The organism is Barnesiella propionica, assembly GCF_025567045.1.
In the GTDB taxonomy this organism is placed as follows: Bacteria; Bacteroidota; Bacteroidia; order Bacteroidales; family Barnesiellaceae; genus Barnesiella_B; species Barnesiella_B propionica.
The window spans coordinates 363,987-377,793 of record NZ_JAOQJK010000003.1 but is presented as its reverse complement, the minus strand read 5'-3'; the positions used below and the strand labels follow the sequence as shown (position 1 = coordinate 377,793).

The following is a 13,807-nucleotide window of genomic DNA, read 5'->3' as shown; positions in this document are numbered from 1 at the left end:
TAGTTTAGTAAAGACTAAATGGTTTTTATCTCATTGCTATCTAGCATGCACTTGGAAGTGGGGATTTGGGAGAATTTCCACTTCTGTTTTTTCATAGTGTTTTCTAATTTATATTTTCATAAGCGTTATTTTTTAAGGTTTTTTAATCTAATTGTCAGTTCAATCTTTCGACGATGATACATCGCTTGGTAAAAGTTCCGTCGTTACCTCGTATGTTTCCTTTCTCAATATAAGATAGAGGTACGGTTTTTTTTATCAGCCTTAATATATCGTCTAATGATTCATTTTTAAAAGTGGCTCTGTATAAATGTTTCGAAAGAGCGGTGTCTTGTACAATTATTTCTGCATTATAAACCTGTCCTATTTTTTTGAGGACATTGATGAGTGGTTCGTCCCTGAAAATAAGGTTACCGTCTTTCCAGGCGCACCATTTGTAAGGATCTACATCTTCTACAGTATAATTATGTTTTTTTACATTGTAACTGACGCGTTCTCCTTTTGTAATATCTATTGTTTCGTGTTTTTTATCTATCGATACTTGTACTTTGCCACTCATCATAGTAACCGCATAAAGAGTATCATTATCGTATCCTTCTACATTAAATATGGTTCCGGTAGCTTTAACGTCTATGGCATTTGTATGTACAACAAACGGATTTGATTTGTCAGATTCAACTTCAAAATAAGCTTCACCGTTTAAATAAACATTACGTTCTCCGGCTTTGAATATAGTAGGGAATTTAAGTTTTCCGCCTGAATTCAGGTAAACGATGGAACCGTCCGGTAAATTTATATGAAGCCGGGAACCATACGGAGCGGAAATTTCCTGATATACGATTTGCTTATATTCTTGGGTGGCGGATGTATAAAATAATATAATTAAAAACGTGGCAATAAGTGGTAATATGAGAATCGCTGCAATACGTTGCCAGTAAATGAAAAATTGTTCTTTTGGGGATTTTATGCCTGCAAGTTTGTGTACTTGTTTGAGGGCTTGTGATACAGAGATGGAATCCGGATCAAGTGCCGGATTTGTTATTTCCCACATATTTTTCATTTGTTGGAAATATGTGTGGTTCGTATCCTGTTCTTTTACCCAGGATTCTAAAACTTTGCGTTCTTCAGGGCAAATATCGTCCGATAAATACCGGATAATAAGGATGTCAATATTTTCTTTTGATAAATCCATTTTTTGACGTTCTGTATATAAGACACTTCTCGAAAAAAAAACCACAATATTTTTCAGAGAATTTTAAAAAAAAGAAATATAAGAGATGAAATGAGGAAATCCTGAAGTAAATGTTGCAAGGTTTTTAACGCTTTACTTATCCGCACTTCAACGGTCCTTTCAGATATATTGAGCCTTTGTGATATTTCTTTGTATTTCAAGCCATTAATTCTGCTTAAAATAAAAACCACCTGTTGGTTCTCGGGCAGTTTTTTCATTGCAGAATTAATATGGGCATGAAGTTCCGAATAAAGGAGATAATTTTCTGTATTATGTTCGGATAAAATATTATTTTCTTCGGTCATATATTTTTGATATTCCCGGCGTATATCGGAATGTCTCAATTGGTTGAGGCATAAATTGCGAACGGATTTTAACAGATAAGATTTGAGAGATGTGTTGATATATAAATCTTTGCGGTGATTCCATAAGTTAAGAAATACCGATTGTACTATATCTTCGCTTTCTGTACGTGCTTCGATATAATTTTGGGCGAACAGGACCATGTCTTTGTAATATTTATTGAAAATGATATCGAAAGCTTTGGATTTGTCATTCTGCAGATCGGTTAATAGCTGTGATTCTGCTAATATATTATCAACAAAATGTTTTTTGTTTGTTTCGATAGACAATTCATTATTCTTATTTTCAAGCTCTTTATTCATGTTCCTTGTTAAAAACAATATCTATTGTTCTATATTTTATTATTTTGTAGCAGATGAAGTCTAATGTTGGGAGGAGGGGACCAACATGTAATTTCTTAAAATCTATATATCGGCAAATATATTAATATATTTAATATTTATGATTGATCCTACTCCTTTTTTTATTTTTAACACGGGATTTTTATTTTAATGAGTTTCAGTTTAAATACTCATTACATTCGGATTTCGAAAGTGGATGTTTGCCGGGAATAAAAGTAACGGATATCAGGAAAGATAATAGCAAAATGAGTATTATGATTTGTTGAGCATAATGCCGGTTAATATACGGCCCGACGAAATACCGAGTTTACGTGCGGAAAAGAATTTATCGTTATGAGAATAAGTACAGAGACCGGAGACATTTATGTGGTCGGGAGAAAGCCCCGCCGTGAGTAATTCTTCCGTATTGGCTCCCCATAAATCTATATGGTATTTCTTATTACCTATCCGTTTTCCGGCAATATATTCCATTTTATAACCGGCATTCCGGAAGGCTTCAAATACTTCATCTCCTACTTCGAAATATTCAGGACCGATAGACGGGCCTATTGCTGCAAATAGATTTTCTGTTGTTGTATTGTACCGTATTTTCATTTCTTCGATAGTCTTCGATACAATGTGGGAGACGGTTCCTCTCCATCCGGCATGGATGGCTGCGATAACTTTGTTGACGGGATCAAATAAAAGAACAGGTACACAATCGGCCGTGGATACTGCAATGGCGGTTCGCGGGCAAGAAGTTATAAGAGAATCTATTCCCAGTAATTGTTTTTCTTTGTTTTCCGAATTGAGAAGGAAAAAGTTGCTATCCAAACAAAATATCCGGTTCCCGTGAGTCTGAAAAGGTGTTATTAATCTGTCCGGCGTTATATTCAGTACAGAAGCCAATTGTTCCCGGTTCTTTTTTACTCTGGCGGGATTGTCCCCACAATACGGACTTAAATTGAATGCAGAATAGTTGTCCCCCTCTGTTATCCCATTTCGGGTGGTAACAAAATTTTCTATTTCCTTGAACGTACTGAATAGGGGAAATGATAATAGTTCGATATTCTTTTCTTTGCGGACTATCATTCCCAGTCTTCTTCTGTGAAGTTGTCTTCTTCGTCCTCATTCTTATCCCCGGTCAGGTCGAAATCATCTTCTTCTTTTACCCTGTGGCTTTCGTCCAGGTCCCTGTGGGTAAGGGTTAGTACCCGGTTCTTTTCGTCGTTTAGTTCTTTCCACAAGAGGTCTTTTAATTCGGTAATTCCCATACCTGTGACCGATGATATGAAAACAGAAGGAATATCGGGCAGATCTTCTTTTATGGCGGTTAGCAATTCTTCGTCCAGCATATCGCATTTTGTAACGGCGAGTACGCGTTGTTTGTCAAGCAGTTCGGGATTGAATGTTGCTACTTCGTTGAGAAGAATTTCGTATTCTTTGCGGATATTGTCAGAATCGGCCGGGACCATAAATAATAATAATGCGTTCCGTTCTATATGCCGGAGAAAACGCAGCCCCAGTCCTTTGCCTTCACTCGCTCCTTCGATAATGCCCGGAATATCTGCCATGACAAAAGAGCGGTTGTCACGGTAAGATACAATCCCTAAGTTCGGTTCGAGGGTCGTGAAAGGGTAGTCGGCTATTTTAGGTTTTGCCGCCGATAGGGTAGATAACAAAGTAGATTTTCCTGCATTAGGAAAGCCTACCAATCCTACATCGGCCAGTAACTTGAGTTCCAGAATAACGGAACGTTCCACGGCAGGTTCTCCCGGCTGTGCATAACGGGGAGTTTGATTGGTAGCAGAGCGGAAATGCCAGTTCCCTAGTCCTCCCCGGCCTCCTTTCAACAGAATTATTTCTTCTCCGTCTTCGGTAGCTTCGCACAGGAACTCTCCGGTTTCGGAGTCGAATACGGCTGTTCCGCAAGGAACTTCGATGACGCGGTCTTCCCCGTCTTTACCGAAACTCCGGTTTTGTCCTCCCGAACCACCGTTGCCGGCGAAGACATGGCGGGCGAATTTCAGGTGGAGCAAAGTCCACAAATTGCGGTTAGCACGCAGGATGATATTTCCTCCCCGGCCCCCGTCTCCGCCGTCCGGTCCCCCTTTGGTGATATACTTGGCCCGATATAAATGCATCGCGCCAGCGCCTCCTTTTCCCGATCGGCAATAAATTTTTACGTAATCTACAAAGTTTGAGCCTGCCATGTTATTGCTGTTTTTATGATGATATAATAAATAACAAACGAATGTTCGTAACTTGTTCCCGCTTATGTGACAAAAAAGCCGGAAACGGGATGCCGGGGCATTCGCATTTCCGACCTTGTTATGATTTTCCGGTTATAGTTTGGAAATCGTTTCCTTAATTGAATTAAAGATATTCTCTACTGTTCCGGTTCCTTTGATCTGTTTATATTTTCCCTCTTTTACATAGTAATCTTTGAGAGGTTTCGTCTGGTTGTGATATACATGCAGACGTTTTTTTATCGTGTCCAGATTGTCGTCGGAGCGGCCCGATACCTGTCCGCGTTTCAGTAAGCGTTCGATCAGTTCCTCCTCTTCCACTTCAAGTCCTACAACTACGTCTACTTCGGCCTCGCGTAAGGCCAGCATTTTTTTTAAAGCTTTAGCCTGTTCGATGGTGCGGGGAAAACCGTCAAAAATTACACCTTTCCCGGCTTGGGGGTTGGCATCAAGTACCTGTGATAAGATGTCGATCATCAATTCGTCCGGAATAAGCTGCCCTTTCGATATATAAGAATCGGCGATCTTTCCCAATTCTGTTCCTTTGGCAATCTGCTCACGTAATACGTCACCCGTTGATATATGGAATAATCCATATTCCGAGATAATCCGTTCGCTCTGTGTTCCTTTCCCGGAGCCCGGAGCACCAAAAATCACTACATTAAACATCCTCTTTTTTCCTTAATTAATAACCATTTATACCGCAATACCTTATTCGGTAACTACATATATGTCTTTGAGATTACGTCCCAACTCGTCGTAATCCAGTCCGTATCCTACGATAAATGCTTTCGGAATTTCAAATGCCACGTAATCGAGTTTCACGTCGCATTGTAACGAATCGGGTTTGAACAGCAGAGTCGCTACCTTTATTTCTTTGGGGTTTTTCTCTTCCAGTTGCTTTTTCAGGTTCTGCATGGTGAATCCTGTGTCTACGATGTCTTCCACGATAACGACGGTGCGGTCTTTAATATCTTCCTGCAATCCGTAAATCTGTTTGATAATACCTGTGGACTGTGTGCCTTCATAAGATTTCATACGGATGAAAGTTATTTCGGCATCGACGTTTATTTCCCGGAAGAGATCGGCAGCGAACATGAAAGCTCCGTTCAGTACACAAAGAAAGAGAGGCCTTTTCCCCGCCAGGTCTTTGTTCATCTGAGCAGCCAAACGTTTAACGGCAGAATCAATACTACTACGGTCTATATAGGGTTTAAACAGACGGTCCTTGATCTGAATTGTGCTCATCGGCTAATGTATATGAATTGAATTAAGCTGCAAATTTACAATAAATAAGAATAAAGAAAAAATAGTGGGTTAGAATTTTGCGAATTCCTGTCGGGTTATATGTAATTTAGTTGTCAGTTGTTTATTGTGGTACAGTGATATATATCCCGGGATTGTCAGCATTCCGGTGAAAAATAATAAATATAATCCTTTTGTATATTTTTTTATGCGGTTCTCCATAAAACTATTATTTTTGTATCACGATGACTTGACAAAAAAGGAGTAAAACGCTTGTTTTATACAGGCAGTATATTATGTTTTTCTACGTATATTAGGTATAACTTAGCCGACAGAACGATATAAAATGAAAATTTTTTCTACGAATGATATAAGAACGCTGGATGAATATACGATCGAACATGAACCCATATCTCATATAGATCTTATGGAAAGAGTAGCTTCCGCTATGTCCCTTGAGATCTTGTCCCGCTGGCCCCGCAGTACGCGTCTGTACGTGTTCGCGGGTCCCGGAAATAACGGGGGTGATGCTCTTGCCGTAGCCCGTATATTATGCGACCATGGTTACGCCCCCATCGTATATTTGTTCAATACCTGTCCTGAAAAAGGATTATCGCCGTGTACGCAGACGAATAAAGAGCGGTTGATGGAATGCGAGTCCTTGCAGTTTACCGAGATTAAGGACGAATTTATTCCCCCTCAGTTAACGGACAGCGATTTGGTTATAGACGGATTGTTCGGAGCCGGACTCAATAAGCCTCTTTCGGGAGGATTCGTTTCTCTGGTACGGCTTATTAATGATTCGGGAGCCCAGGTCGTTTCTATCGATATACCTTCGGGACTTTTCGGAGAAAATAATTTGGAGAATAATCCCCGGGATATCATACGTGCGGTTCTTACTCTTTCGATCCAATTTCCAAAGCTGGCTTTCCTGATGTCCGAAAACGCCCGGTACGTAGGGGAATTTAAGATTATCGACGCCGGTTTGCATCCCGATATTCTGGAAGAACGGCCTTCCCCGTACAGTCTGGTGGAGCGTTGTGACGTGTCCCAGTTGCTCCCTGTCCGCACCCGTTTCTCCGATAAACGGGATTACGGGCATGTCTTGTTGATTGCCGGACAATATGGGATGATGGGAGCTGCTGTATTGTCGGCCAGGGCGGTGATGCATGCCGGAGCCGGTCTGGTCACCGTCCATGCGCCCCGTTGCGGATACGATATTCTGCAGACGGCCGTTCCCGAAGCTCTTTTTGAACCGGATAAAAATGAGACACAACTGACTGAAATATTGATAAAGCGGAGATACCAGGCTATTGCCGTAGGTCCGGGAATCGGTTGTAACGACGCATCCATAAAGGCCTTGGCCGATTTACTCCGGCAGTTACGTTATCCTGCTGTTTTCGATGCCGATGCCCTTAATTGCATAGCTAAGAAACCCGACTTGCTGGCGCAGCTTCCGGCTTATTCTGTTATAACTCCTCATGTGAAAGAGTTCGACCGTATGTTCGGGATTCATGCGACCGATTATCAGAGGCTGGAAGAAGCCGTAGAGGTAGCGCGCCGCTATAAACTGGTCGTTGTCCTCAAAGGAGCTTATACAGCTACCGTTTTACCGGAAGGAAATGTCTTTTTCAATAGTTCGGGCAATTCCGGTATGGCTACGGCGGGAAGCGGTGACGTCCTTACCGGGGTGATTACCGGATTGATGGCTCAGGGACTTTCTGCTCCTCAGGCGGCTGTTACGGGGGTGTTTTTGCATGGTATGGCCGGAGACCTGGCAGCCGAAAATGAGTCGGAAGAGTTTATTACGGCGAATGATATAATTAATTACTTGGGCAAAGCATACCGGCAGATAAAATAAACCGGAGGTCTGTTTTTGGTTAACTTTTTATATCTTTGTGTATAATGACGGTAAAAGAATTACATTTTTAAAAATATGATTTATGAAAAAGTGGATACTTTCGATATGCGCGTTGGTCGTTTTTTGTGCTTCGGCTCAGGAAACGCAGAAACTGACTGCAGGTAAGCACAATGAATACGGACTGATCTATTCTCTGCCGACAACGGCGCTGGATATTGAAGTCGTCGCTACGAAGACCATCCGGAAAGCCGGACCCTATTATAAATATGCCGAGAAGTATATGGGCGTGAAAGGAGCGATAACGGAAAATAGCGAGAGCTGGGAACTCACTGCCGTGAAAGTTTATCCTTTCGGTATACCTAATAAAGAGGAGCAATATCTTATCCAGTGCAAGGTGGGTACGACACCGTTTATTTTCCTGAGTAAAGAAGGATTGCCCCTCTCGATAAATGCCGATCCGGTACTGGACAGTGTAAATGTGACCAAACCTATGGCCCGTAAATCCTCTCCCTTGGATAATAACCAGTATGCTTCGGTGATGTCCGAAGAACTGCTGATGTCCGGTTCTACTTCCCGAATGGCCGAAGTCGCAGCCAAGCAGATTTATCGTATCCGGGAAAGCCGGGTCAATCTGGTGACAGGGGAAGTGGATAAACTGCCTGCTGACGGTGAATCGTTCAAATTGGTAATGACTCAACTGGACGAGCAGGAGGCAGCCCTTACGGCATTATTTATGGGTACTACCCAGACAGAAACCGTAGTCAAGCATTTCACATACGTTCCTACAGGCGATGTAAAGAACGACGTGATTTTCCGTTTATCCGATTTTTATGGCATTGTGAGTAAAGAAGATGTGAGTGGGGCTCCGGTATATCTTAATGTGGAGATAACGCAGAAAGGTGAATTGCCTGTGGATAATAAAGGCAAAGAGAAAAAGATGCCGAAAGACGGAGTAGCTTATTGTATTCCTGGTAAAGCCGAAGTTTCGGTAACTTATAATAATAAGGTATATTGCAGAACACAGGTACAGGTAGCTCAATTCGGGGTGATATTCGGATTAGACCCCTCTCTTTTCACCGATAAGAAATCTCCTTCTTATGTGATATTTTATCCGGAGACAGGAGCTATCCGTGAGATTGGGAAATAGATTAATAAGACGAAGTAAAATATAAGCGAAAGTAGGTTTCCCGTAACGGAAAACCTGCTTTCGCTTATATGGGAAGGATGAAAGACGTAGAAGATTGTTAGATGCTTAATCAATAAATAATTATTGATATTCAATAAAAATATATCGAAATATATTTGTGTTTTTAAATGATTTTAATATATTGCTATATCTTGTATATTCTTTTCTCGGATCGGGATTTTTTTCACGGCTGCTTTTTCATATTCTAAGGCGGGACTGAAAATCTTCGGTCGTGTTGTGTTATATCCCCGGAGTTCCCATTCCGGTATTTCCCTGTCGATATCCACCTCTTTTATCCGGGGACAGCAATGTTTTGATACGATGTTATATAAGTTACCATATCCCATCACATTTCAAGTTTCTGTAGTGATGCTTATTTCAATTAGTAATAAAACTTAGGGCAGATATTTTATTATCAGTGCGCTGAATTTTTCAGGGATTCCTCAGAATATGGCAAGCTGGCGTTCCAGTAACTGGAATGTCATCCGGTGGTAGGGAGAGGCTCCGGTCTCCTGTATGGCAGTACGGTGCGCTTTTGTAGGATATCCTTTATTCCTGTCCCATCTGTATTGCGGGAATTGCTTATGCAGTTCCTGCATATAGTCGTCGCGGTATGTTTTTGCCAGGACAGAGGCGGCGGCGATGGAGAGGTATTTGCCGTCGCCTTTGATCACACAGGTATGTTTTATACCGGGGTATGGTTTGAACCTGTTGCCGTCGATAAGCAGGTGCTCAGGTTCTGGTGCGAGCTGTTCCACCGCCCGGTGCATGGCGAGGAAAGAGGCGTTGAGGATATTTATTTTGTCGATCTCTTCCGGGGTGACGATACCGATGGCCCAGGCGACCGCCTCTTTTTCTATGACGGGTCTGAGCCGGTAACGTTGTTTTTCGGAAAGTTGTTTGGAATCGTTGAGTAATTCGTTTCGGAAATCCGGCGGCAGAATGACGGCAGACGCAAAAACGGCTCCTGCGAGACATCCTCTTCCGGCCTCGTCACAGCCGGCCTCTATACGGTTCTTTTCTAAATAAGGCAGTAACATAAGCGGTTATAATGAAATGGTCGTGTTCAGTTTGATAAGCCATTGTCCGTTCTCTTTCTCTATGAAACCGAATTTATGCTTTTCACAATCCGCTACTTGTAAACGGGCGTTACGGAAAAGATAATTGTCGAAGGGTTCCGGATCGTCCGCCGAGTAGAAGCGCAATCCGCCTTTCCGGGTAACAAGCAGATGGGAAAGAGGACGGCCGTATCCCCGGTATATCTTGGCCGGTTTCATACCTGCGGTCAGGGCATGCAGGAATTGTTTTACTTTGTATTCGTAAAAACCGTTCTTTATGATGAGTTCTTCCCGTATTTTGTACGGGTTGGTAACTTTTATCTCTTCGACGATTGTTTCCACGGTAGTTAGTTCCGTCGTGAAGAACAACCGTGTGATCTCCGCCAGTAATTTGGGGAAGTGCAGGTCGACGAGGGAAAGGTTGTCTTGGAATATCTTGCTCTCCGGAGCCGTATATTTTAATTTAGCTCCCAGTCTCATAATCTCTATGAGCCCCATTCGTACTTCCTGCGGACCGTCTATCCGGTTGATCCTGTTCGATTCGGGATTGGAGAATTTTACCTGCAGGATGTCGTATTTCAGATTGGCGGCCCGGTGGGCCGGGAGCAGGAAAACTCCCGCCGGAAGGGACTTTACTGTTACCGGAGAGCTTTGTTCGCAGCCGGTTCCGGTATTGAAATAGAAAACGGTGAAGTCACTTCTGTCTTCCGATACGGATTGAAATTCCGAGAACCGAAGTTTCTCCAGCATGTCTTCTGCTTCCGGTATTTCGTTTTCTTCCGGCAGTCCTTTCCGGATATGGCTGAATAATACATTGGCTGCTTGTTCCAATTCTTCCCGGCATATCTCTGTTTCGGCATCGCCGCATTTTACCGTTATTTTTTCAGGCTGTATCCGGTATGTTACGATACCCTGAACATCTTCCCGGTAAACACGGCTTACAGGCATTTCCGTATCTTGTGCCGAAAGGTTCGGCGCGCCGGGGATTAAAGAACCGGTATGTAAAATCTCGACAAGGGCGTAGACACCTGACCAATCATTACTGTTTCCCGATAGTGCCATGAATTGTTTTTTTAGCGTTTGCAGAACAAAAATACAAGTTATTTTGTTTTATAGCAAAAGAGTAACGGTATTTGTCTCCGGTTACTACCTATATGGTGAAAGTGGTTTGTAAAATATATAGGTTATAGTGTTGTTATTTAGTTTGATTTTAAGAAGTAGAAGGGGCGAGTGCCGGTAACGGCATCCGCCCTTTTTATGATTCAGCACAAACGGTTTCCCTTTGTATTTCTTTTCATGATAAAAATATTTGTCAGTGGCATATAAATTATCTTTTTGAGATATATTAAACTATTTTTAGAGTATAATGACTGTAATTATAGTTTTTCTCCGTATGTTTGTAAAAATCATCAAATCTTGTCTAATGAAAGTGCTAAGACTCCTTATTTTATGCTTCGCAATAACGTTTTGTTGCCAGGCTAAGACCGGAAAAGTAATTGTTGGAGCCGAACAGACCAACGTGTATTTGCCTATTTTAAAAAATAAACGTATCGCCGTCCTTTCCAATCATACCGGTATGATCGGGAATGAGCATCTGGTGGATATGTTGCACCGGGAAAAGTATAACGTTACGGCTATATTTTCCCCTGAACATGGATTTCGCGGAACGGCGGATGCCGGCGAACATGTGAAAAGTTCGGTGGATGAAAAGACCGGAATTCCTATTCGTTCCTTGTATGAAGGAGGACTCAACCGCCCGGGAAACGAGGCAATGGGTTCTTTCGATATTTTAATAGTGGACATACAGGATGTCGGCCTTCGTTTCTACACTTATTATGTAACGATGGTTAAGATGATGGATGCTTGCGCCGAGTTCAATAAAAAAGTGCTGATTCTCGACCGGCCCAATCCCAACGGACATTATGTGGACGGCCCGATACTGGATATGCGATATAAATCGGGGGTGGGGTGGCTGCCTGTTCCGGTTGTGCATGGTATGACTCTGGGAGAGATTGCCATGATGGTAAATGGGGAGCGTTGGCTTACGGCGTCGCGTACCTGCGATGTTACGGTTGTTAAATGTAAAAATTACACACATCGCACAATGTATGAGCTGCCTGTCGCTCCGTCGCCTAACTTACCCGACATGAAATCTATTTATTTGTATCCTTCCACCTGTTTGTTCGAAGCTACCCCGGTAAGCTTGGGAAGAGGAACAGATAAGCCGTTCAAGGTGTACGGTCATCCCAATATGACAGGTTACAGTTATTCGTTCACTCCCCGTAGTGTCCCTGGCGCCAAAAATCCGCCTTTGCTGAATAAGCTTTGTCACGGGGTAGACCTAAGCGGCAAAAGCGATGAGGAAATATGGGAGAAAGGTCTTGATCTTTCCTATGTGATAGACGCTTACAGGAACCTTAACCTGGGAGATCATTTCTTCCGTCCGTTCTTCGAGAAACTTATCGGCGTGGATTATGTACGCCGTATGATAAAGGAAGGGAAAAGCGCCGATGAAATAAAAGCCATGTGGAAAGACGACGTGGAGAAATTTAAAAAACAGCGGGCTCCTTATCTCCTTTATGCTGAATAATAATAACCTTTAAATTTAGAAATACCTATGAGTCCGTATTTGGTTCTGGTCACGATTGCCAGTTATTTCATATTGTTGTTCCTAATTTCATATATCGCGGGCCGTAAGGCCGATAATCAGGGCTTTTTCGTCGGAAACCGTGAATCTCCGTGGTATGTGGTGGCTTTTGCCATGATAGGTTCCACGATCTCGGGCGTGACTTTTATATCGGTTCCCGGAATGGTGGAAGGAAGTGCTTACTCTTATCTGCAAATGGTTTTGGGATTTGTCGTAGGGCAGATACTAGTCGCTTTTGTCCTTATTCCCTTGTTTTATAAAATGAACTTGGTCTCGATATACGGTTATCTGGAAGACCGTTTCGGGATGAAGTCCTATAAGACCGGAGCTTGGTTCTTTTTCGTTTCGAAGATGCTGGGAGCGGCCGTGCGTTTTTTCGTGGTATGTGTCGTTTTACAGCCACTGGTATTCGGTCCGTTGGGCTTACCGTTTTCGGTGAATGTTATTTTTACGGTGGGGCTGGTATGGCTTTATACGTTCCAGGGAGGCGTGAAGTCGCTGGTATGGACCGACACGCTTAAGACCTTTTGCCTTATCCTTTCGGTAGGGTTGTGTATTTATTATATCTCGGCTCATTTGCATCTTGATTTCGGAGGGATGGTTCGTTCCATATCCGACAGCGATACGTCGCGTATCTTTTTCTTTGACGATGTGAACGACAAGCGTTATTTCTTCAAGCAGTTCCTCGCCGGAATTTTCATGGTTATTGCTACGACCGGGCTCGACCAGGATATGATGCAGCGTAACTTGAGCTGTAAGAATTTCCGCGATTCCCAGAAGAATATGGTAACGAGCAGTATCCTGCAATTTTTCGTAATTGCTTTATTCCTGTTGCTGGGAACACTGATGTATAATTTTGTAAGAAATACTCCCGATTTGTCTTTACCTGAAAAAGGAGACGAGTTGTTTGCACTGGTCGCCACGCACCATTCTTTTCCTCCCATCGTAGGGATATTGTTCATACTGGGACTGGTTGCTGCTGCATATTCGGCTGCCGGTTCCGCATTGACTGCCCTTACTACATCCTTTACCGTAGATATTTTGGGTAGTACCCGTAAAAAAGAGGAAGCGGAGGTGTCGCGCATCCGTAAGAAAGTGCATGTAGGTATGGCCGTGATCATGGGTTTGGTGATCGTTGCTTTCTATATGTTGAGTAACGACAGCGCCATTAACGCGGTATATGCGCTGGCCAGTTATACTTACGGTCCTATTCTGGGACTCTTCGTATTCGGTATCTTTATGAAGAATAAGGTACGTGACCGCTATATTCCTATTGTTGCTATTTTGTCTCCGGTGTTGTGCTTTATTTTACAAAAAAAATCGGAAGACTGGCTTAACGGTTATCAGTTCGGTTTTGAACTGTTGATATTAAATGCATTCTTTACATTCGTAGGCTTGCTTTTGTTAACGAAAAAAGAAAAGTAATATATTATTTATATCTTTTTGAATCCCTGCAGATAAGTTTCTACAGGGATTTTTTATTGCGATGAAAAGATTGTTGATATTTGTCTATATTGGTCGTCTCCCGAATTTTGGAATAACACGCTTGCAAGTTCCTATATGGACGTTCTATGAAAATATTTTTTTATCAAAAGGATTGTAAATTGATATTTTTAGTGTTATTTTTTTTGTGTATATGAGATTTTATGT

12 protein-coding genes are annotated in these 13,807 nt (G+C 42.3%); 4 read left to right on the top strand and 8 right to left on the bottom strand.

From position 1 onward, the window contains the following. Positions 1-154 precede the first annotated feature (154 nt). From OCV73_RS06320 to hpt, 6 genes are all read right to left on the bottom strand, one after another. Positions 155-1,189, bottom strand: a complete 1,035-nt coding sequence (locus OCV73_RS06320; RefSeq protein WP_147550450.1) for a FecR family protein — start codon at positions 1,187-1,189, stop codon at positions 155-157. Between the two features lie 53 nt (positions 1,190-1,242). Further along, positions 1,243-1,893: an RNA polymerase sigma-70 factor gene (locus OCV73_RS06315; RefSeq protein WP_147550448.1), complete on the bottom strand. Its 651-nt coding sequence runs from the start codon at positions 1,891-1,893 to the stop codon at positions 1,243-1,245. A gap of 291 nt (positions 1,894-2,184) precedes the next feature. Further along, positions 2,185-3,003, bottom strand: coding sequence for a peptidoglycan editing factor PgeF (gene pgeF, locus OCV73_RS06310; RefSeq protein WP_147550445.1), 819 nt, complete (start codon positions 3,001-3,003; stop codon positions 2,185-2,187). Next, positions 3,000-4,124 (bottom strand): GTPase ObgE, encoded by a 1,125-nt coding sequence (gene obgE / locus OCV73_RS06305; RefSeq protein WP_147550443.1) that lies wholly within the window; start codon positions 4,122-4,124, stop codon positions 3,000-3,002. Before obgE ends, pgeF begins: the two co-directional genes overlap by 4 nt. A 132-nt stretch (positions 4,125-4,256) precedes the next feature. Continuing rightward, positions 4,257-4,829: an adenylate kinase gene (locus tag OCV73_RS06300; RefSeq protein ID WP_147550441.1), complete on the bottom strand. Its 573-nt coding sequence runs from the start codon at positions 4,827-4,829 to the stop codon at positions 4,257-4,259. 42 nt (positions 4,830-4,871) lie between these two features. After that, on the bottom strand, positions 4,872-5,408 hold the full coding sequence (hpt, locus tag OCV73_RS06295) for a hypoxanthine phosphoribosyltransferase (RefSeq protein ID WP_147550439.1): 537 nt from the start codon (positions 5,406-5,408) through the stop codon (positions 4,872-4,874). Positions 5,409-5,751: 343 nt separating this feature from the next. Here hpt and OCV73_RS06290 point away from each other — a divergent pair, with 343 nt between their 5' ends. Together OCV73_RS06290 and OCV73_RS06285 are read left to right on the top strand one after the other, a co-directional pair. After that, entirely contained in the window at positions 5,752-7,266 is a 1,515-nt protein-coding gene (locus tag OCV73_RS06290) for an NAD(P)H-hydrate dehydratase (RefSeq protein ID WP_147550437.1), read from the top strand. An 82-nt stretch (positions 7,267-7,348) separates the two neighbouring features. Next, positions 7,349-8,413, top strand: a complete 1,065-nt coding sequence (locus OCV73_RS06285; RefSeq protein WP_147550435.1) for a DUF4831 family protein — start codon at positions 7,349-7,351, stop codon at positions 8,411-8,413. A gap of 482 nt (positions 8,414-8,895) precedes the next feature. Here OCV73_RS06285 and OCV73_RS06280 read toward each other — a convergent pair whose 3' ends face one another. Together OCV73_RS06280 and OCV73_RS06275 are read right to left on the bottom strand one after the other, a co-directional pair. Then, on the bottom strand, positions 8,896-9,492 hold the full coding sequence (locus OCV73_RS06280; protein ID WP_147550434.1) for a ribonuclease HII: 597 nt from the start codon (positions 9,490-9,492) through the stop codon (positions 8,896-8,898). Between the two features lie 6 nt (positions 9,493-9,498). Beyond that, positions 9,499-10,572: an HpaII family restriction endonuclease gene (locus OCV73_RS06275; RefSeq protein WP_147550432.1), complete on the bottom strand. Its 1,074-nt coding sequence runs from the start codon at positions 10,570-10,572 to the stop codon at positions 9,499-9,501. Positions 10,573-10,933: 361 nt separating this feature from the next. Here OCV73_RS06275 and OCV73_RS06270 point away from each other — a divergent pair, with 361 nt between their 5' ends. After that, positions 10,934-12,100 (top strand): exo-beta-N-acetylmuramidase NamZ family protein, encoded by a 1,167-nt coding sequence (locus OCV73_RS06270; RefSeq protein ID WP_147550430.1) that lies wholly within the window; start codon positions 10,934-10,936, stop codon positions 12,098-12,100. A gap of 27 nt (positions 12,101-12,127) precedes the next feature. Further along, complete coding sequence (locus OCV73_RS06265) at positions 12,128-13,582, top strand: sodium:solute symporter (protein WP_147550428.1); 1,455 nt, start codon at positions 12,128-12,130, stop codon at positions 13,580-13,582. Positions 13,583-13,807: the final 225 nt, after the last annotated feature.

What these genes read in the sequence shown, in the direction of transcription:
- OCV73_RS06320 (WP_147550450.1), bottom strand. Translation starts at nt 1,189, where the DNA reads ATGGATTTATCAAAAGAAAATATTGACATCCTTATTATCCGGTATTTA.
- OCV73_RS06315 (WP_147550448.1), bottom strand. Translation starts at nt 1,893, where the DNA reads ATGAATAAAGAGCTTGAAAATAAGAATAATGAATTGTCTATCGAAACA.
- pgeF (WP_147550445.1), bottom strand. Translation starts at nt 3,003, where the DNA reads ATGATAGTCCGCAAAGAAAAGAATATCGAACTATTATCATTTCCCCTA.
- obgE (WP_147550443.1), bottom strand. Translation starts at nt 4,124, where the DNA reads ATGGCAGGCTCAAACTTTGTAGATTACGTAAAAATTTATTGCCGATCG.
- OCV73_RS06300 (WP_147550441.1), bottom strand. Translation starts at nt 4,829, where the DNA reads ATGTTTAATGTAGTGATTTTTGGTGCTCCGGGCTCCGGGAAAGGAACA.
- hpt (WP_147550439.1), bottom strand. Translation starts at nt 5,408, where the DNA reads ATGAGCACAATTCAGATCAAGGACCGTCTGTTTAAACCCTATATAGAC.
- OCV73_RS06290 (WP_147550437.1), top strand. Translation starts at nt 5,752, where the DNA reads ATGAAAATTTTTTCTACGAATGATATAAGAACGCTGGATGAATATACG.
- OCV73_RS06285 (WP_147550435.1), top strand. Translation starts at nt 7,349, where the DNA reads ATGAAAAAGTGGATACTTTCGATATGCGCGTTGGTCGTTTTTTGTGCT.
- OCV73_RS06280 (WP_147550434.1), bottom strand. Translation starts at nt 9,492, where the DNA reads ATGTTACTGCCTTATTTAGAAAAGAACCGTATAGAGGCCGGCTGTGAC.
- OCV73_RS06275 (WP_147550432.1), bottom strand. Translation starts at nt 10,572, where the DNA reads ATGGCACTATCGGGAAACAGTAATGATTGGTCAGGTGTCTACGCCCTT.
- OCV73_RS06270 (WP_147550430.1), top strand. Translation starts at nt 10,934, where the DNA reads ATGAAAGTGCTAAGACTCCTTATTTTATGCTTCGCAATAACGTTTTGT.
- OCV73_RS06265 (WP_147550428.1), top strand. Translation starts at nt 12,128, where the DNA reads ATGAGTCCGTATTTGGTTCTGGTCACGATTGCCAGTTATTTCATATTG.